This window comes from Pseudomonas sp. G2-4, from assembly GCF_030064125.1.
GTDB lineage: Bacteria > Pseudomonadota > Gammaproteobacteria > Pseudomonadales > Pseudomonadaceae > Aquipseudomonas.
Genome location: NZ_CP125957.1, coordinates 4816792 through 4843692 on the forward strand (window position 1 = coordinate 4816792; position 26901 = coordinate 4843692).

Consider the following 26901-nt stretch of genomic DNA (forward strand, 5'->3'; position numbering starts at 1 on the left):
TGTGGAAGCACATATGCTGGAATGGCTGAACCTCAGCGTGCGCTGGGTTCATATGATCACTGGCGTGGCTTGGATCGGCGCGTCGTTCTACTTCGTCTGGCTGGAAAACAACCTCAATCGCGTCAATCCAAAAAGTGGTCTGGCTGGTGACTTGTGGGCCATCCACGGTGGTGGCATCTACCACCTGGAAAAATACAAACTCGCGCCACCGTCCATGCCGGACAACCTGCACTGGTTCAAGTGGGAAGCGTATTTCACCTGGATGTCGGGTGTCGCGCTGCTGTGCGTGGTGTTCTATTGGAACCCGACCCTATACCTGCTGGCCCCCGGCAGCAGCCTCAGCGGCCCCGAAGGCGTGGCACTGGGTATCGGCTCGTTGTTCGTCGGCTGGTTCGTCTATTCCTTTCTCTGCGACTCAGCCCTGGGCAAGCGCCCTGCCCTGCTCGGCTTGATCCTGTTCGTGCTGTTGATCGCCGCGGCCTACGGGTTCAGCAAGGTGTTCAGTGGCCGCGGTGCCTACCTGCACGTGGGTGCCGTCATCGGCACGATCATGGTCGGCAACGTGTTCCGCATCATCATGCCAGCCCAACGTGCGCTGGTGGCGGCCATCGCCGAGAACCGCACGCCCGATCCGGCGTTGCCGGCCAAGGGTCTGCTGCGCTCGCGTCACAACAACTACTTCACCTTGCCGGTGCTGTTCATCATGATCAGCAACCACTTCCCGAGCACCTACGGCAGCCAATACAACTGGTTGATCCTGGCCGGTATCGCCGTGGCGGCGGTGTTGGTGCGGCATTACTTCAATACGCGCCATGACAGCAACCGGTTTGCCTGGACACTGCCAGTCGGTGCTTTGGCGATGATCTGCCTGGCTTATGTCACGGGGCCCAAGCCCATGCCCACCACACCGGAAGTAGCCAAGGTACCTGGCGTGATCGAGTACCAACCGTTGCCGGAAACGGCAGTGGGCGGTGGCGCAAAACCGGCAACAGCCCCGGCCGCACCGGCATCGACACCCACTCAGGCCGCCAACGCCCAGGGCCCATCGTTCGAGAAGGTCCACAGCGTGATCCAGGAGCGCTGCTCGGTCTGCCATTCGGCCAAACCCACCAGCCCGTTGTTCAGCGCCGCGCCGGGCGGGGTGATGTTCGATACGCCGCAGCAGATCCAGCAACAGGCCGCGCGCATCCAGGCCCAGGCCGTGACCACCCAGATCATGCCCTTGGGTAACATCACCCAGATGACCCAACAGGAACGCGACCTGATCGGTGCGTGGATCAACCAGGGCGCGCGGACCAACTGAGCCGCGCCCCAAATTCGCCGCGAATGCGCCGTTGCAGGGCACTTGATCCCACCAGGGCAAGCCCGTACCCTGCGCGGCCGTTCGCACCCGGGCAGCGTTAAAAAACCATCAAATCCTGACCGAAACGCCAGCTTATCCCGGCATCACGGGGGATATCGGGCGCCCCTGGAAAACACCTTTTTCGACTGTTTCAAATAGCTGGACGAGCTTTTTTCGGGCTTGGCTCAGCTCTTGCTATCAGCATCTGCCACGAGCAAAAAGCTGACCGAACGGATGTTTTTCTCCGTAGAAAAAAGCGCCACACCAAGAGCGCTGATCTGAAAAAAATGGCGGTACCACTTACCTTTGGGAGCAAACCGAATGAAACATACATGCACCAGCCTGATACTCGCAGGAACCTTGCTGGCCGCAGGCCAGGCGATGGCCGATGACCTGTTTCAATGGCAGAACAACAGCCTGACCTATCTGTATGGCAAGGACTTCCAGGTCAACCCGCGCATCCAGCAGACCGTGACCTTCGAACACGCCGACGCCTGGAAATACGGGGACAATTTCTTCTTCCTCGATCGGATCTTCTACAACGGCAAGGACGACAGCAACGCCGGCCCGAACACCTACTACGGTGAGTTCAGCCCGCGCCTGTCGTTCGGCAAGATTTTCGACCAGAAGCTGGAACTGGGGCCGATCAAGGATGTGCTGCTGGCCATGACCTATGAGTTCGGCGAAGGCGACAACGAGTCCTACCTGATCGGCCCGGGCTTCGACCTGGCGATCCCCGGCTTCGATTACTTCCAACTGAATTTCTACAACCGCCAGACCGAAGGCCCACGCGCCGGCGACAATGTCTGGCAGATCACCCCGGCCTGGGCCTACACCATCCCAATGGGCTCATCCGACCTCCTGATCGACGGTTTCATCGACTGGGTGGTGGACAACGACAGCAACTCCAAGGGTACCTACCACGCCAACCTGCACATCAACCCACAGATCAAATATGACTTGGGCAAAGCTTTGAAGCTGGGCACCAAGCAACTCTATGTGGGGGTGGAATATGACTACTGGAAGAACAAATACGGGATTGAAGACAGCGCAGGGTTCAAGACCAACCAGAGCACCACCAGCTTTTTGCTGAAGTATCACTTCTGATCTGATTGAATTTCAGGTTTAGAGCCCGCTCCCACAGGGGCTCGGGTTGGACTCAACCCTGAGCCAACCCCAAGAACCGACTCAACTCCTCGCGCTGCGCCAACGCATCCTGACGCCCCAGTTCGATCAGCTCGCTGCAATATCCCGCCTCGAAAAGCAAGTAACTGAGCACCCCCGCGCCGCTGGTCTTGGTGGCGCCCGGCCCACGCAGGAACAACCGCAGCGCGCGGGGCAGTTCCTGGCGATGGCGAGCGGCAATTTCATCAATGGGTTGGCTCGGCGAAATCACCAGCACTTCCACCGGCGCCGCGCCCAGGGCATGGGCCGGCACATCATCGGGCAACAGGCGACTGAACCCGTTCAAGCGCTGAAGCAACTCAATGTCGCTTTCCAGGCTGTCAATGAACGTGCTGTTGAGCATATGGCCGCCAATCTGCGCCAGGGTCGGTTGCAGTCCGGTGTAGCTACGTTCCAAAGGATCCTGTCCCCCCGCACCACGCGGGTTGCCGCTGACGCCGATGACCAGCACCCGGTTGGCCCCCAGGTGCAAGGCTGGGCTGATGGGCGCCGATTGACGCACGGCGCCGTCACCGAAGTATTGCGGGCCGATCTTGACCGGTGCAAACAACAAGGGGATCGCCGAGCTGGCCAGCAAATGCTCCACCGACAACAGCGTCGGCACACCAATACGCCGATGTCGCAGCCAGGCATCGATGGTGCCGCGTCCCTGGTAGAAGGTCACGGCCTGGCCGGACTCATAACCGAACGCCGTCACCGCCACTGCCCGCAGCTGCTGCTCGACGATGGCCTGCTCGATACCCGATCCGTGGAATTGTGCCTGGAGCAGTTCACGCAACGGCGAACTGTCAATCAGTGCCACCGGCAATTTGGCGCCTAGGCCCAGCAGGCTGTGGGTAATGAAGCGCGTCGCCTGCGCTATCACACCGCGCCAGTCGCTGCGCATCACCTGATGGCTGCGCACCGTTTGCCAAAAGGCGGTCAGGCGCTCGATGGCGGTCTTGAAGTCCATCGCCCCGCTCGCCAGGCTGACCGCGTTGATCGCCCCGGCCGAAGTGCCGACGATCACCGGGAACGGATTGTGCCCCCCGTCAGGCAGCAATTCGGCAATCGCTGCCAGTACCCCCACTTGATACGCCGCCCGAGCCCCGCCGCCGGAAAGAATCAAACCTGTAACCGGTTCAGCTGGGGTCATCGCAACACTCCGTGCTCAAGATGAAGTTCAAAAAGCGGACTACCGATTCACCCGCGCTTGTCGTACAGCTTCGGCTCACCCGGCGGACGGCTCTTGAAGCGCCGATGGGCCCAGAGGTATTGCTCGGGACAATTGCTCACCGATTGCTCCACCCACTGATTGATGCGAATGCAATCGGCTTCCTCGGTCTCGCCCGGAAAATCTTCCAGGGGCGCCTGGATCACCAGGCGATAGCCGCTGCCATCGGCCAGGCGCTCCTGGACGAATGGCACTACCCGCGCCTTGCCCAGACGAGCGAACTTGCTGGTAGCGGTGACCGTCGCCGCCTGGATTCCGAACAATGGCACAAAGACGCTTTGCTTGGCGCCGTAATCCTGATCCGGTGCATACCAGATCGCCCGACCGGCGCGCAGCAACTTGAGCATGCCTCGCACGTCGTCACGCTCCACCGCCAGGGAATCGAGGTTGTGCCGCTCACGGCCCCGGCGCTGGATGAAGTCGAACAGCGGGTTCTTGTGTTCGCGGTACATGCCATCGATGGTGTGCTGCTGGCCGAGCAGTGCCGCGCCGATTTCCAGCGTGGTGAAATGCAACGCCATCAGGATCACGCCCTTGCCTTCGCGCTGGGCCTGCTTGAGATGTTCCAGTCCTTCGACATGGGCCAGCTTCGCCAGGCGCGAACGCGACCACCACCAGCTCATGGCCATTTCGAAAAAGGCGATGCCGGTGGAGGCAAAGTTTTCCTTGAGCAAACGCTTGCGCTCGGCCGCGGTTTTTTCCGGAAAACACAGCTCCAGGTTGCGCCGGGCGATGCGCCGTCGGTCGCCTGCCACCCGATACATCAGCGCACCCAGTGCACGCCCGACCCGCAGCAGCAATGGGTAAGGCAACTGGACGATCAGCCACAACAGCCCCAGGCCGCACCACAGCAGCCAGAAACGCGGATGAAAAAAAGCAGCTCGAAAACGCGGGCGATCCATTAAAGCTTCCACAAAGACATGGGCCGCGCATTCTACATTGTTCGACCCGGGTTGCGGCTGGCGGACGTTCTCGTTATAAGTCTCGGCACTTTTAGTGACAAGCCGTTGTACGCCGACCATGAGCCAAACCGAACCGCTAGACCAAGATCCCGTGTTCCAGCTGAAGGGCAGCATGCTCGCCATTACGGTGCTGGAACTGGCCCGCAACGACCTGGAGAGCCTTGACCGGCAGTTGGCGGCCAAAGTCGCCCAGGCCCCGAATTTCTTCAGCAATGCCCCACTGGTGCTGGCCCTGGACAAGCTGCCGGCCAGCGAAGGCGCGGTGGATCTGCCCGGCCTGATGCGCGTTTGCCGCCAGCACGGCCTGCGCACCCTGGCGATCCGCGCCAGCCGCATCGAAGACATCGCCGCCGCCATCGCCGTGGACATTCCGGTGCTGCCGCCGTCCGGGGCCCGGGAGCGTCTGCTGGAGCTCAACCCGGTCGAAGCGAAGAAAGCCCCGGAAAAACCACCGGAGCCCACCATCAAGCCCACCCGCGTCATCACCTCGCCCGTACGCGGCGGGCAGCAGATTTATGCCCAGGGTGGCGATTTGGTCATCGTGTCCTCGGTCAGCCCGGGCGCGGAACTTCTGGCCGATGGCAACATCCATGTATACGGCCCGATGCGCGGCCGCGCGCTGGCCGGCGTCAAGGGGGATACGAAAGCCAGGATCTTCTGTCAGCAATTGAGCGCTGAACTGGTCTCCATCGCCGGGCAGTACAAGGTTTCCGAGGATTTGCGCCGCGACCCGCTGTGGGGGGCCGGCGTCCAGGTCAGCCTGTCGGGCGACGTGTTGAACATCATTCGGCTTTAACGGATACTGCCGCATTTTCCAAGCATCTCTAAAACGTAGCGAAAACGGCTTAAACGACGCAGGAAAAAGGATCAGGCAGTGTTTACCGGAGGTAGACCCCGCCCAGCATCCGATTCCAGCCAAGCCTGTCCAATTGCAGCCGTTTTCCAGAGATGTTTTTCAGGGGCTGACAAAGTCCTTTTTCCTTAGGGGTGAAACACCTTGGCCAAGATTCTCGTGGTTACATCCGGCAAGGGTGGTGTGGGTAAGACCACCACCAGCGCCGCTATCGGTACCGGCCTCGCTCTGCGCGGCCACAAAACAGTCATCGTCGACTTCGACGTCGGCTTGCGTAACCTCGACCTGATCATGGGTTGCGAGCGTCGCGTGGTCTATGACTTCGTCAACGTGGTCAACGGTGAAGCGAACCTGCAGCAAGCCCTGATCAAGGACAAGCGCCTTGAGAACCTCTACGTGCTGGCCGCCAGCCAGACCCGCGACAAAGACGCGCTGACCCAGGAAGGCGTGGAAAAAGTCCTGATGCAGCTCAAGGAAGACTTCGAGTTCGTGGTCTGCGACTCCCCGGCCGGTATCGAAAAAGGTGCCCACCTGGCCATGTACTTCGCCGATGAAGCGATTGTCGTGACCAACCCGGAAGTCTCCTCGGTACGTGACTCCGACCGTATGCTGGGCCTGCTGGCCAGCAAATCCCGCCGTGCCGAGAAGGGCGAAGAGCCGATCAAGGAACACCTGCTGCTGACCCGCTACAACCCACAACGGGTCAGCGACGGTGAAATGCTCGGCGTCGAAGACGTCAAGGAAATCCTCGCGGTCACCCTGCTGGGTGTGATTCCAGAATCCCAAGCGGTACTCAAGGCTTCCAACTCCGGCGTGCCGGTGATTCTCGACGACCAGAGCGATGCCGGCCAGGCGTACAGCGATGCGGTCGATCGCCTGCTGGGCAAAACCGTGGAGCATCGTTTCCTCGATGTAACGAAGAAAGGTTTCTTCGAGCGCCTGTTTGGAGGTAGGTAATGAACCTTTTTGACTTCTTTCGTGCCAACAAGAAGCCCAGTACCGCCTCGGTCGCGAAAGAGCGTCTACAGATCATCGTGGCGCACGAACGCGGCCAACGCAGTACCCCTGACTACCTGCCAGCCTTGCAGAAGGAACTGGTGGAAGTGATCCGCAAGTACGTCAACATCGGTAGCGATGACGTGCATGTGGCACTGGAAAGCCAGGGCAGTTGCTCGATTCTGGAACTCAATATCACCCTGCCGGATCGCTGATAGATCCTGCGGGAGCCACGGCGGCTCGGGTGCTTCTCCCTCCTCCCATGAGGACCAGGGGAAAGTGCCCGAGTCGCCGTTGGCGTTTGTTACGAGACTGTTTCAATGCCCCTCTCCAACATCCGCATCATCCATCAGGACGCTGCCGTCCTGGTGGTCGACAAACCGACCCTGCTGCTGTCCGTGCCCGGGCGGGCCGACGACAACAAAGACTGCCTGATCACCCGCCTGCAGGAAAACGGCTATCCGGAAGCACGAATCGTGCACCGACTGGACTGGGAAACCTCCGGCATCATCCTGCTGGCCCGTGACCCGGACACGCATCGCGAACTGTCTCGGCAGTTTCATGACCGAGAAACCGAAAAAGCCTACACCGCGTTGTGCTGGGGCCAGCCGACGCTGGACAGCGGCAGCATCGACTTGCCGCTGCGCTACGACCCGCCGACCAAACCCCGGCACGTGGTGGACCATGAACACGGCAAACATGCCCTGACCTTCTGGCGAGTGCTGGAACGTTGCGGCGATTGGTGCCGGGTTGAATTGACACCGATCACCGGGCGCTCCCATCAATTGCGCGTGCACATGTTGTCCATCGGTCACCCGCTGCTGGGCGACGGGCTCTACGCCCATCCGCAAGCCCTCGCTGCCTGGCCACGCCTGTGCCTGCACGCCAGCATGCTCAGCTTCACCCATCCGCAAAGCGGCGAACGCCTGCGTTTCGAGTGCCCGGCACCGTTCTGAAAAACACCACAGCCCCCAGTGGCGAGGGAGCTTGCTCCCGCTGGGGCGCGAAGCGGCCCTAAAGACTGACACCTCGGAAAGTCTGCTTGATTGGGGTTGCTGCTGTTGGGGCTGCTGCGCAGCCCAGCGGGAGCAAGCTCCCTCGCCACAGGCCCACCCCGAGTCACTCACATATCCACGCCTCACCCTCCCCATCGACCACCAATACGGTAAACTCCCGCCCATTGCTGTCTGGAGCTATTTATGCGCGCAGAGTTGAACCAGGGCCTGATCGATTTCCTCAAGGCCTCCCCCACCCCCTTCCATGCCACCGCCAGCCTTGCCCAGCGCCTGGAAGCGGCGGGTTATCAGCGTCTTGACGAACGCGAGACCTGGGCCACCGAGGCCAACGGCCGGTATTACGTCACGCGCAACGACTCCTCGATCATCGCCTTCAAGCTGGGCCGCAACGCACCGCTGCACGATGGCATCCGTCTGGTCGGCGCCCACACCGACAGCCCCTGCCTGCGGGTCAAGCCCCAGCCGGAACTGCAACGCCACGGATTCTGGCAACTGGGCGTGGAAGTCTACGGCGGCGCATTGCTGGCGCCGTGGTTCGACCGCGACCTGTCCCTCGCCGGGCGCGTGACCTTCCGCCGCGATGGCAAGGTCGAAAGCCAGTTGATCGACTTCAAGGCGCCGATCGCCACGATTCCGAACCTGGCCATCCACCTCAATCGCGAGGCCAACCAGGGCTGGGCCATCAACCCGCAGAATGAACTGCCGCCGATCCTTGCCCAGTTCGCCGGTGACGAACGCGTCGACTTCCGTGCCGTACTCACCGATCAACTGGCCCGCGAACACGGCCTGAACGCTGACGTGGTGCTCGACTACGAGTTGAGCTTCTACGACACCCAAAGCGCCGCGATCATTGGTTTGCATGGCGACTTCATTGCCGGCGCGCGCCTGGACAACCTGCTGTCGTGCTACGCCGGCCTGCAAGCCTTGCTGAATGCCGACACTGAAGAAACCTGCGTGCTGGTGTGCAACGATCACGAGGAAGTCGGTTCTTGCTCAGCCTGCGGCGCCGACGGCCCGATGCTGGAGCAGACCTTGCGGCGTCTGCTGCCGGAAGGTGAAGAGTTCGTACGGACCATTCAGAAATCCCTGCTGGTCTCTGCCGATAACGCCCACGGCGTGCACCCCAACTATGCCGACAAACACGACGCCAACCACGGCCCTAAACTCAACGCCGGGCCAGTGATCAAGGTCAACAGCAACCAGCGCTACGCCACCAACAGCGAAACCGCCGGGTTCTTCCGCCACCTGTGCATGGCCGAAGAAGTGCCGGTGCAAAGCTTCGTGGTCCGCAGCGACATGGGCTGCGGCTCGACCATCGGCCCGATCACCGCCAGCCAGCTGGGCGTGCGCACCGTGGACATCGGCCTGCCGACCTTCGCCATGCACTCGATCCGTGAGTTGTGTGGCAGCCATGACCTGGCGCATTTGGTGAAGGTGTTGAGTGCGTTTTATGCCTGTCGTGAGTTGCCGTAACCGCCGTTAACCCTTTGGACCGGGGACGTGGTGGATACATGTGGCGAGGGAGCTTGCTCCCGCTGGGCTGCGTAGCAGCCCCAAAATCTGCAATTGAATGCTTATTTTTGCCAGTGCTGCGCACTGGAGCGGGAACAAGCTCCCTCACCACAAGAGTGTTCGCCTCAGGATTGGGGGTGATGTGACCCACATCATCACAACCCGGCAAAACCCCAACTAGACTGCCCTTATCCCCCCGACAAGGCTGTCTCACATGATTTCCATGTCTTCGTTCAACGCCATGCTGGTGCCCATCATCGCCGGCATGGTCCTGCTGGCCATCGGCTTCAACTTCCGTGACAAGAACGTCGGGGTCTTTGCCATGTGGATCGGTATGTTGCTGATCCTCGCCACGGTGTTGTTCAGGATCCTGGCCAAGCTCAACGACTGAGCCTGAGTTCACCTCAAGCAGCAGGCTGTTGCTCGGGCACGTCCACCCCGACATGGATCGCATCGTGTCGCCAGAACTCCAGGTCGCAGTCGATCAGCCGCTGGTGCTGGTCATAGTTGACCCGTGCAATCCGCAGCCCCGGGCTGCCCACCGAGACCTTCAGTGCCGCCGCCGCTTCCGGCTGGAGAGACGTGGGCACGATCTCGAATTTCACCCGGCCGTAGTGCAAGTCATAGTGGCGGGCGTACAGCTCGGTCATGGATTGGTTGAGGTCGAACTCGAGGATGTCCGGAAAGTACTGTGGGTTCAGGTAGTGCTCGACGTACAGCACCAGGCGCTCATCGATGCGCCGCGCGCGGCAGATCTGAATCACGCTGGACAGCGCCGGCAGTTGCAGCCAGGCACACACCGCTGCCGAGGCCGGTTGCAGGCGCGCCGAGATCACTTGGGTAGAAGGCACCCGCCCCTGGGCCGCGACCATCGCGTGGAAATGGCTGCGCTGCATCAGGTTATAGGCCAGGCGTGGTGGCGAGACAAACCAGCCCCGGCGTTCCTCGCGATAGATCTGCCCCTGGGCTTCGAGCTGCAACAAGGCTTCTCGCACGGTAATCCGGGTGGTGCCGAACAACTCACTGAGCTTGCGCTCAGCCGGCAACTTGCTGCCCGGCGCCAGCAGCCCGTGGTCGAGCTGCTCTTGCAGGACTTGTCCGATGGTTGTCACCGCTTTGGTTGTCTCGATGCGCATCAACGTTACCTATCTGGACTAGACCAGCACTGTTTCAGGGCGAAATCGATGGCGCCTCGATCCGCTTCTCATCCCTGCAAGCCTAGGCACTGCTCATGACTGGCAGATGACAGACCCGCCGAACGGTTGCTTGGCATGCCTGCAAATTAACGGCCAAGTCCTTTCAGATCAGCTGTTTAACCATGGTCTACGCTTAATTCGCAGCCAGCCAGCGCGCGCCTGACATTTCCCGGAGCAACCGACGCCGACATCAAAATGTCACAGGGCTCGCCTACATTGGCTCAGGTATTGCTGACCTAGACCAACACAACCGCAATCGCAGCGTTGAAAACGCCCATAGGAGCTTCGGATGAAACAGCTTTTCCTGGCATCACTGTTAGGCTCGACTATCGCCATGTGCACCGCCGCCATGGCCGCTGACACCGATCTGAAAACGTTGGAAGCCGCTGCGAAAGCGGAAGGCGCCGTGAACAGCGTCGGCATGCCCGATGACTGGGCAAACTGGAAAGGCACCTGGGACGACCTGGCCAAGCTCTACGGTTTGAAGCACATGGACACCGACATGAGCTCGGCCCAGGAAATCGCCAAGTTCGCCGCCGAGAAAGACAACGCCAGCGCCGACATCGGCGACGTCGGGGCGGCCTTCGGCCCGATCGCGGTCAAGCAAGGCGTGGTTCAACCCTACAAGCCAAGCACCTGGGACCAGGTGCCTGCCTGGGCCAAGGACAAGGACGGCAACTGGGCGTTGGCCTACACCGGCACCATCGCGTTCATCGTCAACAAGAAGCTGCTGCACGGCTCCGAAGTGCCCACCAAATGGGCTGACCTGAAAACCGGCAAGTACAAAGTCTCCATTGGTGACGTGAGCACTGCGGCCCAGGCTGCCAACGGCGTGCTGGCAGCCGCCCTGGCCAACGGTGGCGACGAGAAAAACCTGCAACCGGCCCTGTTGATGTTCGCCGAAATTGCCAAGCAAGGGCGCATCTCCATGGCCAACCCGACCATCGCCACGATGGAAAAAGGCGAAGTCGAGGTCGGCGTGGTCTGGGATTTCAACGGCCTGAGCTACAAGGCCAAGATGGCCAACCCGGATGACTACGTCGTGCTGATTCCGTCCGACGGCTCGGTGATCTCCGGCTACACCACCATCATCAACAAATACGCCAAGCACCCGAACGCCGCCAAACTGGCGCGTGAGTACATCTTCAGCGACGCCGGCCAGATCAACCTGGCCAAGGGCAACGCCCGTCCGATCCGCGCTGAACACCTGACACTGCCGGAAGAGATCAAGGCCAAGCTGCTGCCAAATGAGCAGTACAAAGGCGTGACCCCGATCAAAGACGCGGATGCGTGGGAAAAAACCTCCAAGGCACTGCCGCAGGCTTGGCAGGAAAACGTGATCATCAACATGCAGTGAGGCAGTAGCTCCCGCTCGGATATCCAATGAGCATCCTGCTGTGAGAACAGGCCCTGTGGGAGCGAGCTTGCTCGCGATGAGCGATGACACGGTCTTGCAACTGAACCGCGTCGCCTTCATCGCGAGCAAGCTCGCTCCCACAGAAGCTCGCTCCCACATGGGACCTGCGGTGAATCCGAGTTTTCTGGTGTCCATCCGGAGTCCCGCTAACCATGAAGCACAACGTCATCCTGGTGGTGCTCGACGGCCTCAATTACGAAGTCGCCCGGCATGCCATGGGACATTTGCAGGCCTATGTCGGCGCAGGACGCGCAGCCCTCTACAAACTGGAATGTGAACTGCCGGCCCTGTCCCGTCCGCTCTACGAATGCATCCTTACCGGCGTCGTGCCCATCGACAGCGGGATCGTGCACAACAACGTCTCACGCCTGTCGAACCAGCGCAGCATCTTCCACTACGCCACCCAGGCCGGCTTGAGTACCGCCGCCGCGGCCTATCATTGGGTCAGCGAGCTCTACAACGCATCACCATTCATCGCCGGCCGGGACCGTCATACCGACAATCTCAACCTGCCGATCCAGCACGGGCATTTCTACTGGAATGACCATTACCCCGACTCGCACCTGTTCGCCGACGCCGAACACCTGCGCCAGCGCTACCTGCCAAACTTCCTGCTGGTGCATCCGATGAACATCGACGATGCCGGCCACAAGCATGGCCTCGACACCCCGCAATACCGCAACAGCGCCCGCTCGGCCGACATCAACCTGGCGGTCTACCTGCAAGCCTGGCTCGACGCCGGTTATCAGGTCCTGGTGACGTCTGACCACGGTATGAACAACGACCGCTCCCATAACGGCCTGCTGGCCGAAGAACGGGAGGTGCCGCTGTTTGTCTTGGGTGACGGCTTCAGTCTCGATCCCACTGCCGCGCCCCGGCAGACTGAACTGTGCGGCACCGTCTGCCAGTTGCTTGGGGTTGACCACGACAAACCTTATTGCCAGGAGCTACTCAAGTGAACGCCATGACGCGCGGCAAATGGCTGGCAGCGTTGTGCCTGGTACCCTTCGCGATTTTCTTCATCGTGTTCCAGATCGCCCCGCTGCTCTGGGTGCTGATCAACAGCCTGGAATCGGAAGAGTTCGGCTGGGGCCTGGCCAACTTCAGCAAGATCTTCAGCTCGAAATTCTACCTGCAAGCGATCCAGCACAGCCTGGAGATCAGCTTCTGGTCCAGTGTGTTCGGCATCATCATCGCCGTGCTCGGCAGCTACTCCCTGCGCCGGGTGGATTCGCGGTTGCGCAACTTCGTCAACGCCTTCGCCAACATGACCAGCAACTTCGCCGGCGTGCCCCTGGCCTTCGCCTTCATCATCTTGCTGGGGTTCAACGGCAGCATCACGATCATGCTCAAACAGGCGGGGATCATCGAGGACTTCAACCTGTACTCGAAAACCGGGCTGATCATTCTGTACACCTACTTCCAGATTCCCCTCGGCGTACTGCTGCTCTATCCGGCCTTCGATGCCCTGCGTGAAGACTGGCGCGAATCCGCCGAGCTGCTGGGCGCCAATGGCTGGCAGTTCTGGCGACACATCGGCTTGCCGGTGCTGACCCCGGCACTGCTGGGCACGTTCGTGATCCTGCTGGCCAACGCCCTCGGCGCCTATGCCACGGTCTATGCGTTGACCACCGGCAACTTCAACGTCCTGCCGATTCGCATCGCCGCCATGGTCTCCGGGGACATTTCCCTCGACCCGAACATGGCCAGCGCCCTGGCCGTGGTGCTGGTGGCGTTGATGACCCTGGTGACCATCGTCCATCAGTTGCTGCTCAAGAGGAGCTACCATGTCTCGCGCTGAACCGGGCTCCGTCGGGCTCTATCATCGGGTGGTGGTGTACCTGCTGTTCGCCATCCTGCTGCTGCCCCTGGCCGGGACGCTGGTCTACTCCATCGCCAGCAGTTGGTCGGCCACCGTGCTGCCCAGCGGCTTCACCTTCAAATGGTATGTGCAGTTGTGGAGCGATCCGCGCTTTCTCAACGCCTTCGGTCAATCGTTGCTGGTCTGCGTCGGCGCCCTGGTGCTCTCGGTGGTGCTGATCCTGCCGCTGCTGTTCGTGGTGCATTACCACTTTCCGAAACTCGACGCGCTGATGAACATTCTCATCCTGCTGCCCTTTGCGGTGCCGCCAGTGGTGTCGTCGGTGGGGCTTTTGCAACTCTACGGTTCCGGGCCGCTGGCGATGGTGGGCACGCCGTGGATCCTGATCGGCTGCTACTTCACCGTCGCCCTGCCGTTCATGTACCGGGCGATCACCAACAACCTGCAAGCCATCAACCTGCGCGACCTGATGGACGCCGCTCAACTGCTCGGCGCCAGCACCTTCCAGGCCGCCGTGCTGGTGGTGCTGCCGAACCTGCGCAAGGGCTTGATGGTGGCGCTGCTGCTGTCCTTCTCGTTCCTGTTCGGCGAGTTCGTGTTTGCCAACATCCTCGTCGGCACTCGCTATGAAACCCTGCAGGTGTATCTGAACAACATGCGCAACAGCAGCGGCCACTTCACCAGTGCACTGGTGATTTCCTACTTCTTCTTCGTACTGGTCCTGACCTGGGCGGCCAACATCTTGAACAAGGACAAAAGCCAATGAGCTACGTCAGCGTCCAACACCTGCAAAAAAGCTACGCCGGCACCCCGGTGTTCAGCGACATCAACTGCGAGATCCGCAAGGGTGAATTCGTCACCCTTCTCGGCCCTTCCGGTTGCGGCAAGTCCACACTGTTGCGCTGCATTGCCGGCCTGACCGCGGTGGATGCCGGCCAGATCCTGCTGGACGGCCAGGATATCGTCCCGCTGAGTCCGCAGAAGCGTGGAATCGGCATGGTCTTCCAGAGCTACGCGTTGTTCCCCAACATGACCGTGGAGCAGAACGTCGCTTTCGGCCTGCGCATGCAAAAGATTCAGGCCGAGGACAGCCGCAAGCGCGTGCAGGAAATCTTGCGGCTGGTGGAGCTGCAGGATTTTGCCGCTCGCTATCCCCATCAACTCTCCGGCGGCCAATGCCAGCGCGTGGCCCTCGCCCGCTCCCTGGTGACTCGCCCGCGCCTGTTGCTGTTGGACGAGCCACTGTCGGCCCTGGATGCGCGGATTCGCAAGCACCTGCGTGAACAGATCCGTCAGATCCAGCGCGAACTGGGCCTGACCACGATCTTCGTCACACACGATCAGGAAGAAGCCCTGACCATGTCTGACCGGATTTTCCTGATGAACCAGGGAAAGATCGTACAAAGCGGCGATGCCGAAACCCTTTACACCGCACCGGTCGATGTCTTTGCCGCCGGTTTTATCGGCAACTACAACCTGCTGGACGCCGACAGCGCCAGCAAACTGCTGCAACGGCCAGTTAACGGCCGCATCGCCATTCGCCCGGAAGCCATCGAGCTGAGTCGCGGAGGCGAAGCCGATGCGCTGATCCGCAGCCACAGCCTGCTGGGCAACGTGATCCGTTACCGAGTGGAGGCCCGCGGGGTCGAATTGGTGGTGGATGTGCTCAATCGCTCGGCCGCCGACCTGCACCCCGATGGTACACGCCTGTCACTTTCCATCGATCCATCGGCGCTGTGTGAGGTAGCCTGATGGCTTTGTTGATTTTGAAGAGAGAAGCAAGCTGATGGCCCTGGCAATTTTTGATCTGGACGAAACCCTGATCCACGGCGACTGCGCCACCCTCTGGAGCGAGCAGATGGGCCGCCTGGGCTGGGTCGACCCGGAGTCGTTCATGCAGCGCAACAACGCGCTGATGGACGCCTACAGCCATGGCAAGCTGCGCATGGAGGAGTACATGGACTTCAGCCTGGAGCCAATGATCGGCCGCACACCAGAAGAAATCGAGCACCTGGTGGCGCCGTGGGTGGAAGACTTCATCGAGCCGATCATCTTCAGCGACGCCACCAAGACCATCGCCGAACACCGCAAGGCCGGCGACCGGATCCTGGTGATCTCGGCCTCGGGCACGCACCTGGTCAAGCCGATTGCCGAGCGCCTGGGCATCGATGAGATCCTGGCGATCGAGCTTGAAGTGACCCACGGGGTCTACAGCGGTAAGACCGTGGGCACCCTGACCTACCGCGAAGGCAAGATCGCGCGGTTGCTGGACTGGTTGGATGCCGAGGAAGAGAACCTGGAAGGTGCGAGCTTCTATTCCGATTCGCGCAATGACCTGCCGCTACTACAACGCGTGGACTTCCCCCACGTGGTCAACCCGGACCCAGTGCTGAAGGCCCATGCCGAATCGGCGGGGTGGCCGATTCATACCTGGAAGTGAGCGCTGATCGGTTTCTGGGCGAACATCCTGGCTCTGTTTGGACCGGGGACAGAGTGGCTCTTGTTTGGGCCGAGGACATGATTCTCTGTGGCGAGGGAGCTTGCTCCCGCTCGGCTGCGCAGCAGTCGTAAAACCGGCTGACGCGGTCTGCCTGCACAGCGGCTTCGTCCCGATTGGGGCGGCTACGCCGCCCAGCGGGAGCAAGCTCCCTCGCCACAGAAGCTGTATTCCGCTGGATTCTTGCGCGACTAGCTCAGGCTTTCATCGATCACCAGCACCAACTTCCCCGACACCTGGTTGGTCGCCAGCTCCGCAAATGCCGCTTCGGCGTCCTTGATCGCTAAGGTTTTCGCCAGCTGCGGGCTCAGGCGTTTGTCGGCAAACAGCGGCCATACCTCCTGCCCCAGCCCGCTGATCAGGTCGGCCTTGAACTGCTCGTCACGGCTGCGCAAAGTCGAGCCGAGCAACTGGATACGCTTGCCGAGCACCTGTGCCAGATCGAGCTCGGTCGAACGCCCGCCCATCAGGCCGATCAACACCCACCGCCCGTCAACTGACAAAAGTTTCACGTTGAGTTTGGCGTAGTTGGCGCCCACCGGATCGAGGATCACGTCGAAAGGGCCGAAGTCGTTCAGGCTTTCCAGGCCATCGGTGCGCACCACACCGCCCTGGGCGCCCAGGGCCTCGCAATAGGACAGCCGATCGGCCGAACCGACACTCACCCAGCACGGATTGCCAAACGCCTTGCACAGCTGGATGGCGGCCGAGCCGACGCCACTGGCGCCGGCGTGCAACAACACTTTTTCACCCGGCTTGAGGCCGGCCAGTTGAAACAAATTCAGCCACGCGGTGCTGTAGACCTCCGGCAGCGCGGCCGCTTCAGCCAATGACAACCCTTCTGGCACAGGCAGGACATGCCGACCGTCGACCACCACTTCTTCGGCCATCCCGCCGCCGGCCAGCAAGGCGCAAACCCGATCGCCAATCTGCCAGGACGAGCCCGGCCCGACCTCGCTGATCACCCCGGAACACTCCAGCCCCAGCACCTGGCTGGCGCCGGGCGGCGGCGGATAATGCCCGGCCTTTTGTAACAAATCGGCCCGATTCAGGCCGGCGGCCGCTACACGAATGCGAACTTGCCCCACATCACACGTCGGACTTGGCTCATCAGCCCATACCACTTGGCCTTCAACGCCTTGCAATGCTTTCACGGTGCCTCCATAGTGAGTCTCGACTGGGCCCGCTGCTGTTAACGCCGGGCTTTCTTGCATTATGCGCCCGGGCCACATGGAACCGGCGACTTCAAAGACGGCCTAATATGCGTTATCAATTGTCCCTGCGTCGAATCAGCATGAAGCACCTGTTCCCCAGCACCGCCCTCGCGCTAGTCATTGGCCTCGGCCTGTTACCGTTGTCGAACGATACGTTCGCAGCCAACAGCTGGGACAAGCTTCAGCCCGATCGCGACGAAGTGATTGCCAGCCTTAACGTCGTTGAGTTGCTCAAGCGCCATCACTACAGCAAGCCGCCGCTCGATGACGCGCGTTCGGTCATCATCTATGACAGCTACCTGAAGCTGCTTGATCCGTCGCGCAGTTATTTCCTGGCCAGCGACATCGCCGAATTCAACAAGTGGAAGACCCAGTTCGACGACTTTCTCAAGAGCGGCGACCTGAACGCCGGCTTTACCATCTACAAGCGCTACCTGGACCGTGTGAAAGCGCGTCTGGATTACGCCCTTGCCGAGCTGGACAAAGGCGTCGACAAAATCGATTTCAATGCCAAGGAAACCTTGCAGGTCGACCGCAAGGACGCCCCTTGGCTCAAAAGCACAGCCGAACTCGATGACCTGTGGCGCAAACGCGTCAAGGACGAAGTGCTGCGCATGAAAATCGCCGGCAAGGATTCCAAGCAGATCCAGGAAACCCTGACCAAGCGCTACAAGAACCAATTGGCTCGACTGGACCAGACCCGCGCCGAAGACGTCTTCCAGGCGTACATCAACACCTTCGCCATGTCCTACGACCCGCACACCAATTATCTGTCGCCGGATAACGCGGAAAACTTCGACATCAACATGAGCCTGTCCCTGGAAGGCATCGGCGCGGTGCTGCAGAGCGACAACGACCAGGTGAAGATCGTGCGCCTGGTACCTGCCGGCCCTGCCGACAAGACCAAACAGGTCAGCCCGGCGGACAAGATCATCGGCGTCGCCCAAGGCGACAAGGAAATGGTCGATGTGGTCGGTTGGCGCCTGGACGAAGTGGTCAAGCTGATCCGTGGCCCGAAAGGCTCGGTGGTGCGCCTGGAAGTCATCCCGGCCAGCAATGCGCCGAACGACCAGACCACCAAGGTCGTGTCCATCACCCGTGAAGCGGTGAAGCTGGAAGAGCAGGCGGCGAAAAAATCGGTCCTCAAGCTCAAGCAGGACGGCAAGGACTACAAGCTCGGCATCATCGAGATCCCGGCCTTCTACCTGGACTTCAAGGCGTTCCGCGCCGGGGACCCGGACTACAAGAGCACCACCCGCGACGTCAAGAAACTGCTGACCGAACTGCAGAAGGAAAAAGTCGACGGTGTCGTCATCGACTTGCGCAACAACGGCGGCGGTTCCCTGCAGGAAGCCACCGAGTTGACCAGCCTGTTCATCGACAAGGGCCCGACCGTGCTCGTGCGTAACGCCGATGGCCGTGTGGATGTGCTGGAAGACGAAAACCCGGGCGCGTTCTACAAGGGGCCGATGGCCTTGCTGGTCAATCGCCTGTCGGCTTCCGCCTCGGAGATTTTCGCCGGCGCCATGCAGGACTACCACCGGGCACTGATCATCGGCGGCCAGACCTTCGGCAAAGGCACCGTGCAGACCATCCAGCCGCTCAACCATGGCGAACTGAAGCTGACCCTGGCCAAGTTCTACCGGGTTTCCGGCCAGAGCACCCAGCACCAGGGCGTACTGCCTGACATCGATTACCCGTCGATCATCGACACCAAGGAAATCGGTGAAAGCGCCCTGCCCGAAGCCATGCCGTGGGACACCATCCGCCCGGCGATCAAACCCGCCGTGGACCCGTTCAAACCGTTCCTGGCTCAACTCAAGTCCGAGCATGATGTGCGCACAGCCCAGGACGCGGAGTTTGTCTTCATCCGCGACAAACTGGCCCTGGCGCAGAAGCTGATGCTGGAGAAAACCGTCACGCTCAACGAAGCCGACCGCCGCGCACAGCATGCCGACATTGAAGGCAAGCAACTGGTCATGGAGAACCTGCGTCGCAAGGCCAAGGGCGAAGAGCCGCTCAAAGAGCTGAAGAAAGAAGACGAAGACCTGATCACCGAGCCGGAAAAAACCAAGCCGGAAGACGATGCCTACCTGAGCGAGACCGGGCGGATCCTGCTGGATTACCTGAAACTCAACACGGCTGTCGCCAAACACTGAGATGATGGCCATTTAATGGTGATGCTCGCCGGAGTGTCATCAAACTGACATCAGTCTGTCGTGAAATACAGGACCGGGCGCCCCCTTGAAGGGATCGCGCCCCGTCCTTTTTTTATCGCCAGAGATTGCCATGACCACGACAGAACAGCTGAGTGCCTTGAGTTCGATCCTGGCTCAAAGCGGTTTGCACAGTCTGTTCCAGCCGATCATCTGCCTCTCTGAACGGCGCATCGTCGGCTACGAAGCCTTGACCCGTGGCCCGTCCAACAGCCCGCTGCACTCCCCCATCGCCCTGCTCTCCGTAGCCCGCCAGGCCGGACGCCTCAGTGAACTGGAACTGGCCTGCCGCCGCAGCGCCTGCCAACGCTTCAACGAGCAAAAACTGCCGGGCAAGCTGTTTCTCAACGTCTCGCCCGAGTCCCTGCTGGAATCGGCGCACCAGACCGGGCGCACACTGCAACTGCTGCAGGACTTCGGCATCCCGCCCAGCCAGGTGGTGATCGAACTGACAGAACAAACCCCGATCGATGACTTCCAGCTCCTGCAAACCGCTTTGCATCACTATCGGGCCATGGGTTTTTCCATTGCCCTGGATGACCTTGGCGCCGGTTATTCGAGCCTGCGGCTGTGGTCCGAATTGCGGCCCGATTATGTGAAGATCGACCGGCACTTCATCGACGGTATTCACCAGGACGCGCTCAAGCGCGAATTCGTCGGCTCGATCCTGAAAATCGCCCGGGCGTCCCGAGCCCAAGTCATCGCAGAAGGCATAGAGCTGCCGGAAGAGCTGGCGGTGCTGATCGAAATGGGCGTCGATCTGGTCCAGGGTTACCTGCTCGCCCGGCCCCAGGAGCAACCGTCCAAGGACGTCAGGGCGCTGATGCCCCGGCAGGACAGCGGCTCGGTGTCGCTGACCGAAGAGGTCAATGATCTCGGGGCGCTGCTCAACGAACAGCCGGCCGTGGCCCACGACACACCGACGGCCACCGTGCTGGAAGCTTTCCGGCGCCAGGCCAACCTCAACTCCCTGGCGGTGCTGGATGATCAGGAGCAACCCTGCGGCATCGTCCATCGCCATTCACTCTCGGACGCCCTGCTCAAGCCCTTTGCCACCGACCTGTTCGCCCGCAAACCCATCAGTCGGCTGATGAGCGATGATTTCCTCGCGGTGGAACTGAGCCAGTCGTTACAGCAAGTCAGCCGCCTGATCACCAGCCGCGCGCGGCAACGCATCGAAGAAGACTTCATCATCACCCTCAACGGCAACTACCTGGGCCTGGGCCGGGTGATCGACGTGCTCAAGCTGATCACCGAGTTGAAAATCCAACAGGCCCGCTACGCCAACCCGCTGACGCTGCTGCCAGGCAACGTACCGATCCAGCAATGCCTCACGCGCCTGCTGCAGCAACGGCAGGAGTCGGTGATCTGCTACGTGGACATCGACAGCTTCAAACCCTTCAACGACATCTACGGCTACGGCCGCGGCGACGAAGTCCTGCTGTGCCTGGCCCAATGCCTGAACGAACGCATCGACCCCAGCCGCGACTTCGTCGGCCACATCGGCGGCGACGACTTCCTCCTGGTCCTCGGCCCGGACGACTGGCGCAAGCGCCTGAACCAACTGCTGAGCGACTTCCAGAACCATTGCCGACGCTTCTATCGGCCTGAACATCTTGAGGCGGGGTGTTTTACCGCGCTGAATCGGCAAGGGGTTCGGCAGGAGTTTGCGTTGTTGTCATTGTCGATCGGGGTGGTGCACCTGCGCTCGGAGGCGTGTGGGGAATTGGATGCGAGCCAGTTGGCGGAACTGGCTTCGCAGGCTAAGCATCATGCGAAGGAGATTTTGGGCGGGAGCGTGTATTTGATTGATGGTTTGGTTGAGCGGGTGCCTGTGGTGGAGATAGGTTTGTTGATGTAAATGGATTACCCCACGGCCCGGACGCCTGGAGATAACCCCGTGGCGAGGGAGCTTGCTCCCGCTGGGCTGCGAAGCGGCCCCCTTCTAAACAGCACCTCGGTGTGTCTGGTTGATCGAGTAGGCTGTTTTGGGGCTGCTCCGCAGCCCAGCGGGAGCAAGCTCCCTCGCCACAAAAGCGGTTTGGTGGTGCAGTATGGACCCGTCAAATAGCATTAACCGAGTGGTTGGTAGTCCTATCTGTCCGGCTTTTGACTCTCGGCTTGATATCTCACCAAAGAAGCTAGCAGGACTCGCATAAATCGGCGTTGATCATTAACATCGCTATCAAAATACGTATCCAAATTCAAGAAAACTCCATCAAAGCTATCATCGTTTTCTAGGAAATAGCTGAGAGTATTAATTAACAAATTTTGCTCCTTTGGACTGTGAAATAAAAATTCCGGACGAATCAAGAAATCAAATAGTTGCCGCAGCTCTTCATCATCATTTACATTTTTTGAAGTTATTATCTCTTCACGTGCCACATCATGAGTATTTTCAATACTGAAAACGAATAACAACCCCCAGACATCATGCAAATCATATGTACTTTTCATATATCCGATCCTGTATAGGCTGTTTTAGGCATCCCATTTCTATCAAGAATGACTATCGCCTTAGTTTGTTTACCATACTCTAAACCTTCTCTCTTATAACCTTCACCAATTACACGCCCCATTTCAATTGGCTTTTTAGATGCCACAATGCCTGCTCGCCTGAAAATCAATTGGGCTCGATGAATAGCATTGAGTTGGTCGCGATGACTAAGAAAACGAGTTGCAGCGGACGAAATAGCAGGCTGGCCTGTATTTCTCCCTCTTTCATAAACGTCGATTTCCCCAGTGCCCGGGTTCCGGCCTGTTCTGACGCGTTCCAACTGAGAATCGGCCGTGGTCTGAGCGCCATGTTTCTGTAAGAAATGCGCGCCCTCAATTGATCGCTCCATTTCTTCTAAACGCCGGTAAGCATTCGCCTCCCCCAACTCATCAATCCGCGCCCGCCGCTGCTCCGCCGTCATCGGCAGCCGCGGCTCCCCCTCATCCACCCCAACCTTCGCCGCCGGATCCTGCTCCCCAACCGCCGGCCGACACCCACCCTTCCCCGGACAATCCACCAACCCCAACGGATCCACCCACCCCGTCGGATTCACCGTGTAGCGATACCCATTAAGCCCACCCGCCAGCTTGCTCGGGTCAGGCGTCAAATAGCGGCCGGTCCCGGGATTGTAGTAGCGGTGGCGGTTGTAGTGCAGGCCGCTTTCCGGGTCGAAGTATTGGCCTTGGAAGCGCAGCGGTTGTTCCAGCTGTTCGCCGCCGCCGTGGGCCAGTTCGGTGGTTTTGCCGTAGCCGTTGTAGCGTGCCGACCAGACGACTTGGCCGCCGTAGTTGGTCAGTTCCTGGGGCGTGCCCAGGTGGTCGAGGTGGTAGTAGAACGGGCAGGCGTTGAGGCCTTTGCCGTCGAGCATCGCCAGCGGGCGGAAGGTGCCCGGTTCGTAGAGGTAGCTGCGGTGGTGACGCGGGCTGCTTTCGGCGACGAGCTGGTCGCCTTGCCAGAAAAATTTCGTGGTCAGGCCATCCACCGTCTTGCTGATGCGTCGGCCGAAGGCGTCGTAGCGGTAGGACGCTTCGCGGCCGTCCGGCTGGATGACGCCGATCAGGCGGTGCAGGCTGTCGTAGCGGTATTCGCTGACGAGGCTGTGGCCCTTGCCACGGCGTTCGCGGATCAGGTTGCCGAAGGCGTCGTAGTCGTAGTGGCGGTCGCCCTCCATCAGCAGGCGGTTGCCCTTGAAGGTGGTCGGGCCGGGGCGGTCGAGCATCAACAGGTTGCCGGCCGGGTCGTGGGCGAAATGTTCCGGCGGCTCGCTGTGGGAATAGTCGATACGGACCATGCGATCCAGCGGGTCGTACTGGTAGTTGCGGCGGTTTCGGTTGTCGGAAAGGGCCTCAAGGTTGCCCTTGGCGCTGTAGGAATAATCGCGCCAGAACAGTTGCTGCTGGTGCTGCCACACCGTCTGGGCCTTGAGCCGGCCCTGTTCGTCGTAGTCGTATTGGCTGCGCAGCAGGCCTTGTTGGCGCTGTCGTTCGCGACCGCCGCGCATGTGGTGCTCGGTCAGCCGCGAGCCGTTCAGGTTTATCGCGGTGAGCGCGCCGCCCCGGGCGTGGTGGTAGTCGAGCTTGCTGTCGTCCGGCAGGCGCAGGTGATTGAGCCGGCCACAGGCGTCGTAGCCATAGCGCAGGGTGCCCCAGCCCTGGTGTTCGGTGATGAGCCGGTCCTGGGCGTCGTACTCGAAGGCCAGCGGATGGTCGCTGCCGTCATTGACGTGGACCAGCCGCCCCAGGCGGTCGTAGCGGTACTCGATCGCCTGGCCGTCGGGTAGGGTCTTGACCAGCAACCGCCCGGCCGCGTCGCGCTGGTAAGCGGTGACAAGCTGGCTGCCGTCGTCGCCGTATTCGGTTTTCTCCAACAGGTGGCCGTTGCGGTCGTAGGCGTAGGCGGTGCGTTGGCCGTCGAAGCCGATCTGCTGTCGGATCAAACCGTTGGGCGTGTAGTCCAGCTGATATTTTTCGCCGGATTCGTTTTCGATCTCGGTCAGCAACAGTCGCGCCGAGTCGTAGCGGTACTTCAGCTCGGTGCCATCGGGGTTGAGGCGGCGGCTGATCAGGTGCAGGTCGTCGGCGTATTCGTAGCGGGTGACGCGGCCCTGCTCGTCGCGCTCGCTGGTGACCTTGCCGTAGGCGTTGTAGCTCCAGGCGCGGGTGGCGCCGCTCGGCAAGGTGGTCTGGAGCAGGCGGCCGACGGCGTCCCATTGGTAGTGCGTGAGGGCGCCGTGTTCGTCCTGGCGGCTCAGCAGACGCCCCAAGGCGTCGTAGGAAAAATGCCGCTGACTGCCGTCGGGCAGGGTTTCTTCCGTCAGCTGGCCCAGGCGATTCCAAGTAAACCGATGTGCGCTGCCGTCCGGGTAATCAACCGCCAGCAGTTGCCCCTGGGGGTCGTAGGCATATTCCGTACGCTGGCCATCCGGATCGATGCGCTCGGTCACGTCACCCAGGGCGTTGCGCCGGTAGGTCCACACGGCTTTGCCGCGACAGCGGGCGTGTAGGAAACCGTTGCGGTATTCGTAGGACGTCGGCTCATCCAGGGGCGGAATCAGCGCCACCAGCCGGCCGGCTTCGTCGTAGCGGTATTCAGTGACGGCGCCCAGTGGGTCCTGCTCGGCGATCAGTCGGCCTTGTGCGTCATAGGCCTTGAGGTGCTCACCGCCATCGGGCTCGACCTTGCGCACCAGCCGCGCCCGGTCGTCATGGACATACACCTCCTGGCTGCCATCGAGGTGCTGGACCGTGACGCTGCCGTCCTCGTCCCAGCGGTAATGGCTGTCCATCTGTGCAAACGAGGCCCAATGCCTGACGCAGCGAGCCGCCCGCCCGGCCCCTTGCCACTCCCAGAAAAAACTCGCGCCACCGGCCAATTGCCGCTGGAGGATGACGTGCTGGTCGTCGTAGTCGTAGCGTTCGCTTTCCCCGACGGCGTTGGTCGCTTCGATCAGTCGGAAACGTCCGTCATAGCGGTAGGAAACCAGCGTCTGTTCGGTGCGCCAGGCGTCGTCCAGGGTCAGGGCCGGGTGGAAGCTCTGGTAGTCGATGGCCACGAGGTGGCGCTGCTCGTAACGCAAGCGCAGGGCACGCCCGGCGCCGTTGTCCAGGCGGCAGATGTCGCCGTGGATGTTGCGCTGCAGGGTCAGGCGGTTGTCGTAGCGGTCGCTGAGGGCGGTCAGATGACCGTCGCGAAAGTGTAGGAACGCTGCGTTTTCGCCGGGCTGGGCGATGATCAGTTCGTCCGGCTCGGGCCCCCGGTAAATGGCCGCGCGGGCCAGGCTGTTGTGGATCGCCGGGCGCTGCTCGTTGGGCAGGGGAAACGCGGTGCGGCGGTTTTCCTGGTCGATCCAGATGACCTGCTCGCCGTCGAGCTGCAAGCGGTGCGCGAGGGCATGGCTCCAACCGCGCCCGAGGCCCACGTCCAGCTCCACCGCGCTGGTGCGGTACAAGCGGGTGAAGACAAATGGCAGGCGGCCATCGAGGGTGCCGTCTTCCAGGGTGAGCAGTTCTTCGCCGGTGACCATCGACACCGGACAACCGCTGGTTTGGGTCTGGACGGCGGTGTCGGCGCTGTCGCCGTTGGGGTTCTTCGATTGGGCTGGGGCGTCGTCGTGGGGTTGGTGTTTTTTCAGCGTGGTGTTGCGCTGCGCGTCCCAGCGCAGTTGCATCCGGCCTTTCTTTATTCCCGCCGCGATACCCCGTGCCGCCACCGTCTTGTAGCGGTCCACGTAGGTCATGAAGCCGTTGACCACCGCGAAAATCCCACGGATAAAACGCTGCATGGCGTCCAACAGCTGCGCACCCACCTTAGCCAGGCGCATCGACAGGTAGGCAATCCCGGCACCCGCCCCGGTAAAGGTCAGGACTACACCGATCAACAGGTCGATCAACAGCTGCACCGTCACTCTCGATAAGGCTTCGGCCGTTTCACCAGCGATCTCACTGGGCGGCAACATCTCCAGCCAGAGGCTGGCGGTGCGCACCAGCAGGCACAACGCTGCTTCGTCGCTGGCCAGCAGTTGCAGCTTGGTCATCACCAACGGCGCGGACTCCGCCAGCTCGGCCAGTTCCTTCGCACTGCTGCCTAACCGCTCAACAAACTGACTGGGATCCTTGAGAATGTCCGAAAGCAGGCTGATGCTGTCCCACACACCCTCAAGCGCTGCCCAACTTCCGGCGAGCAGGCCATTGCCCACTGCAGATGCCGAAGTCGCCGACGATTGCTGTGACCACTGCGGCTTGAAACCCTGCCACTCGCCGCGCAACCAGTCTGTCAGCTCGCTGCTCAGGCCATCGTAGGAAGAAAACAGCTCGGAGAGCTGCGCGGAGGACACTTCGCCCTGGACGTGAACCCGATAGAACCGCCCCGGCTCCCCATTGAAAGTCCCCAGCCCCTGAGCATCCAGGGCGACCGGCGTCACCTCGCCGCTGTCCACCGCCACCACATCCACCACGATGTCGCCCAGCGGGATGTCGTACACCGATTCGAGCTTGCTCTCGATCGTCATCACCCCGCCTCGGGGACACTGGACAACGGTGGAGAGGAAGTCATCGTCGCCAGTGCTGACGGCGGTGCTGCTATCACCGAAGCGGATCAGCCGCTCCATGCCCATCAGCGAGGGCAGGTCGGCCGCATGACTAACCTCGTCGGCAGCCCGGCTGTACCAGCGATCGAGCTGCTCGCGGTAGACAGACAACGTGTCTTTTAAGCTGTCGAGTTCCTGCTCGATACGGCGCACCTGATCCATCAGGGCATGGCTCGATCAAGGACCCGCAGAAAAAAACGGTCGAACATGGGCAGACGTCTCGCAGCGCTCGGGAAGCGCGAGACTTTGCCGGGGATGGCAGGGGAAATAAGTCAGGGAAGGAGACGGTGCATGTAGGGCGATTCGCTAAATCCACCCAGCACAAAAAACACTCAACTGACCGGAGAGGAAAAGACCGTCTTTTCCACACGACCTGTG

The 26901-nt window shown here is 61.0% G+C and carries 22 protein-coding genes; 16 read left to right on the top strand and 6 right to left on the bottom strand.

Annotation, left to right across the window (positions count from 1 at the left end):
* Position 1 precedes the first annotated feature (1 nt).
* Both QNH97_RS21005 and QNH97_RS21010 read left to right on the top strand, forming a co-directional pair.
* The gene (locus QNH97_RS21005) at positions 2 to 1303 is read left to right on the top strand and encodes a urate hydroxylase PuuD (protein ID WP_283553733.1); all 1302 of its coding nucleotides are present in this window, start codon (positions 2 to 4) and stop codon (positions 1301 to 1303) included.
* Positions 1304 to 1663: 360 nt separating this feature from the next.
* On the top strand, positions 1664 to 2449 hold the full coding sequence (locus tag QNH97_RS21010) for an outer membrane protein OmpK (RefSeq protein ID WP_283553734.1): 786 nt from the start codon (positions 1664 to 1666) through the stop codon (positions 2447 to 2449).
* A gap of 52 nt (positions 2450 to 2501) precedes the next feature.
* Here the strand turns inward: QNH97_RS21010 and QNH97_RS21015 are convergent, their stop codons facing one another.
* Entirely contained in the window at positions 2502 to 3662 is a 1161-nt protein-coding gene (locus QNH97_RS21015) for a patatin-like phospholipase family protein (RefSeq protein WP_283553735.1), read from the bottom strand.
* 47 nt (positions 3663 to 3709) lie between these two features.
* A complete protein-coding gene (locus tag QNH97_RS21020; RefSeq protein WP_283553736.1) occupies positions 3710 to 4642 on the bottom strand; it encodes a lipid A biosynthesis lauroyl acyltransferase in 933 nt (310 codons plus the stop codon).
* A 118-nt stretch (positions 4643 to 4760) separates the two neighbouring features.
* Between QNH97_RS21020 and minC the strand changes: the two genes are divergently transcribed.
* From minC to QNH97_RS21050, 6 genes are all read left to right on the top strand, one after another.
* Positions 4761 to 5498, top strand: a complete 738-nt coding sequence (minC, locus tag QNH97_RS21025) for a septum site-determining protein MinC (protein ID WP_283553737.1) — start codon at positions 4761 to 4763, stop codon at positions 5496 to 5498.
* A gap of 201 nt (positions 5499 to 5699) precedes the next feature.
* Positions 5700 to 6512, top strand: coding sequence for a septum site-determining protein MinD (gene minD / locus QNH97_RS21030; RefSeq protein WP_003179114.1), 813 nt, complete (start codon positions 5700 to 5702; stop codon positions 6510 to 6512).
* Positions 6512 to 6766, top strand: a complete 255-nt coding sequence (gene minE / locus QNH97_RS21035) for a cell division topological specificity factor MinE (RefSeq protein WP_003179111.1) — start codon at positions 6512 to 6514, stop codon at positions 6764 to 6766. The genes minD and minE overlap by 1 nt, the downstream gene beginning before the upstream one ends.
* Positions 6767 to 6871: 105 nt before the next feature.
* On the top strand, positions 6872 to 7507 hold the full coding sequence (locus tag QNH97_RS21040) for an RluA family pseudouridine synthase (protein WP_003179109.1): 636 nt from the start codon (positions 6872 to 6874) through the stop codon (positions 7505 to 7507).
* 243 nt (positions 7508 to 7750) lie between these two features.
* Positions 7751 to 9040, top strand: coding sequence for a M18 family aminopeptidase (locus tag QNH97_RS21045; protein ID WP_283553738.1), 1290 nt, complete (start codon positions 7751 to 7753; stop codon positions 9038 to 9040).
* A gap of 253 nt (positions 9041 to 9293) precedes the next feature.
* Positions 9294 to 9470: a hypothetical protein gene (locus tag QNH97_RS21050; protein WP_283553739.1), complete on the top strand. Its 177-nt coding sequence runs from the start codon at positions 9294 to 9296 to the stop codon at positions 9468 to 9470.
* A gap of 13 nt (positions 9471 to 9483) precedes the next feature.
* Here QNH97_RS21050 and QNH97_RS21055 read toward each other — a convergent pair whose 3' ends face one another.
* Positions 9484 to 10215, bottom strand: a complete 732-nt coding sequence (locus tag QNH97_RS21055; protein ID WP_283553740.1) for a UTRA domain-containing protein — start codon at positions 10213 to 10215, stop codon at positions 9484 to 9486.
* 349 nt (positions 10216 to 10564) lie between these two features.
* Between QNH97_RS21055 and QNH97_RS21060 the strand changes: the two genes are divergently transcribed.
* The 6 genes from QNH97_RS21060 (at position 10565) to QNH97_RS21085 (ending at position 15954) form a co-directional block, all read left to right on the top strand.
* Positions 10565 to 11632, top strand: coding sequence for an ABC transporter substrate-binding protein (locus QNH97_RS21060; RefSeq protein WP_283553741.1), 1068 nt, complete (start codon positions 10565 to 10567; stop codon positions 11630 to 11632).
* A gap of 212 nt (positions 11633 to 11844) precedes the next feature.
* Entirely contained in the window at positions 11845 to 12651 is an 807-nt protein-coding gene (locus QNH97_RS21065) for an alkaline phosphatase family protein (RefSeq protein WP_283553742.1), read from the top strand.
* A 5-nt stretch (positions 12652 to 12656) separates the two neighbouring features.
* Positions 12657 to 13493: an ABC transporter permease gene (locus QNH97_RS21070; RefSeq protein WP_162178169.1), complete on the top strand. Its 837-nt coding sequence runs from the start codon at positions 12657 to 12659 to the stop codon at positions 13491 to 13493.
* On the top strand, positions 13480 to 14280 hold the full coding sequence (locus QNH97_RS21075; protein WP_283553743.1) for an ABC transporter permease: 801 nt from the start codon (positions 13480 to 13482) through the stop codon (positions 14278 to 14280). The genes QNH97_RS21070 and QNH97_RS21075 overlap by 14 nt, the downstream gene beginning before the upstream one ends.
* Complete coding sequence (locus QNH97_RS21080) at positions 14277 to 15266, top strand: ABC transporter ATP-binding protein (RefSeq protein ID WP_283553744.1); 990 nt, start codon at positions 14277 to 14279, stop codon at positions 15264 to 15266. Before QNH97_RS21075 ends, QNH97_RS21080 begins: the two co-directional genes overlap by 4 nt.
* Positions 15267 to 15300: 34 nt before the next feature.
* Complete coding sequence (locus QNH97_RS21085; protein ID WP_283553745.1) at positions 15301 to 15954, top strand: HAD family hydrolase; 654 nt, start codon at positions 15301 to 15303, stop codon at positions 15952 to 15954.
* 248 nt (positions 15955 to 16202) lie between these two features.
* Here the strand turns inward: QNH97_RS21085 and QNH97_RS21090 are convergent, their stop codons facing one another.
* Positions 16203 to 17165 (bottom strand): zinc-binding dehydrogenase, encoded by a 963-nt coding sequence (locus QNH97_RS21090; RefSeq protein WP_283553746.1) that lies wholly within the window; start codon positions 17163 to 17165, stop codon positions 16203 to 16205.
* Positions 17166 to 17305: 140 nt separating this feature from the next.
* Between QNH97_RS21090 and QNH97_RS21095 the strand changes: the two genes are divergently transcribed.
* Together QNH97_RS21095 and QNH97_RS21100 are read left to right on the top strand one after the other, a co-directional pair.
* Positions 17306 to 19384: a carboxy terminal-processing peptidase gene (locus QNH97_RS21095; RefSeq protein WP_283557524.1), complete on the top strand. Its 2079-nt coding sequence runs from the start codon at positions 17306 to 17308 to the stop codon at positions 19382 to 19384.
* 130 nt (positions 19385 to 19514) lie between these two features.
* Positions 19515 to 21302, top strand: coding sequence for a bifunctional diguanylate cyclase/phosphodiesterase (locus tag QNH97_RS21100; protein ID WP_283553747.1), 1788 nt, complete (start codon positions 19515 to 19517; stop codon positions 21300 to 21302).
* Positions 21303 to 21535: 233 nt separating this feature from the next.
* On the opposite strand, the gene QNH97_RS21105 is transcribed toward QNH97_RS21100, so the two are convergent.
* Positions 21536 to 21898: a hypothetical protein gene (locus QNH97_RS21105; RefSeq protein ID WP_283553748.1), complete on the bottom strand. Its 363-nt coding sequence runs from the start codon at positions 21896 to 21898 to the stop codon at positions 21536 to 21538.
* Positions 21895 to 26685, bottom strand: coding sequence for an RHS repeat-associated core domain-containing protein (locus QNH97_RS21110; protein ID WP_283553749.1), 4791 nt, complete (start codon positions 26683 to 26685; stop codon positions 21895 to 21897). The genes QNH97_RS21105 and QNH97_RS21110 overlap by 4 nt, the downstream gene beginning before the upstream one ends.
* Between the last annotated feature and the right edge of the window lie 216 nt (positions 26686 to 26901).

What these genes read in the sequence shown, in the direction of transcription:
- QNH97_RS21095 (WP_283557524.1), top strand. Translation starts at nt 17,306, where the DNA reads ATGAAGCACCTGTTCCCCAGCACCGCCCTCGCGCTAGTCATTGGCCTC.
- QNH97_RS21070 (WP_162178169.1), top strand. Translation starts at nt 12,657, where the DNA reads ATGACGCGCGGCAAATGGCTGGCAGCGTTGTGCCTGGTACCCTTCGCG.
- QNH97_RS21015 (WP_283553735.1), bottom strand. Translation starts at nt 3,662, where the DNA reads ATGACCCCAGCTGAACCGGTTACAGGTTTGATTCTTTCCGGCGGCGGG.
- QNH97_RS21020 (WP_283553736.1), bottom strand. Translation starts at nt 4,642, where the DNA reads ATGGATCGCCCGCGTTTTCGAGCTGCTTTTTTTCATCCGCGTTTCTGG.
- QNH97_RS21045 (WP_283553738.1), top strand. Translation starts at nt 7,751, where the DNA reads ATGCGCGCAGAGTTGAACCAGGGCCTGATCGATTTCCTCAAGGCCTCC.
- QNH97_RS21105 (WP_283553748.1), bottom strand. Translation starts at nt 21,898, where the DNA reads ATGAAAAGTACATATGATTTGCATGATGTCTGGGGGTTGTTATTCGTT.
- QNH97_RS21060 (WP_283553741.1), top strand. Translation starts at nt 10,565, where the DNA reads ATGAAACAGCTTTTCCTGGCATCACTGTTAGGCTCGACTATCGCCATG.
- QNH97_RS21085 (WP_283553745.1), top strand. Translation starts at nt 15,301, where the DNA reads ATGGCCCTGGCAATTTTTGATCTGGACGAAACCCTGATCCACGGCGAC.
- minE (WP_003179111.1), top strand. Translation starts at nt 6,512, where the DNA reads ATGAACCTTTTTGACTTCTTTCGTGCCAACAAGAAGCCCAGTACCGCC.
- QNH97_RS21080 (WP_283553744.1), top strand. Translation starts at nt 14,277, where the DNA reads ATGAGCTACGTCAGCGTCCAACACCTGCAAAAAAGCTACGCCGGCACC.
- QNH97_RS21065 (WP_283553742.1), top strand. Translation starts at nt 11,845, where the DNA reads ATGAAGCACAACGTCATCCTGGTGGTGCTCGACGGCCTCAATTACGAA.
- QNH97_RS21100 (WP_283553747.1), top strand. Translation starts at nt 19,515, where the DNA reads ATGACCACGACAGAACAGCTGAGTGCCTTGAGTTCGATCCTGGCTCAA.
- QNH97_RS21010 (WP_283553734.1), top strand. Translation starts at nt 1,664, where the DNA reads ATGAAACATACATGCACCAGCCTGATACTCGCAGGAACCTTGCTGGCC.
- QNH97_RS21050 (WP_283553739.1), top strand. Translation starts at nt 9,294, where the DNA reads ATGATTTCCATGTCTTCGTTCAACGCCATGCTGGTGCCCATCATCGCC.
- QNH97_RS21040 (WP_003179109.1), top strand. Translation starts at nt 6,872, where the DNA reads ATGCCCCTCTCCAACATCCGCATCATCCATCAGGACGCTGCCGTCCTG.
- QNH97_RS21075 (WP_283553743.1), top strand. Translation starts at nt 13,480, where the DNA reads ATGTCTCGCGCTGAACCGGGCTCCGTCGGGCTCTATCATCGGGTGGTG.
- QNH97_RS21055 (WP_283553740.1), bottom strand. Translation starts at nt 10,215, where the DNA reads ATGCGCATCGAGACAACCAAAGCGGTGACAACCATCGGACAAGTCCTG.
- QNH97_RS21110 (WP_283553749.1), bottom strand. Translation starts at nt 26,685, where the DNA reads ATGGATCAGGTGCGCCGTATCGAGCAGGAACTCGACAGCTTAAAAGAC.
- minC (WP_283553737.1), top strand. Translation starts at nt 4,761, where the DNA reads ATGAGCCAAACCGAACCGCTAGACCAAGATCCCGTGTTCCAGCTGAAG.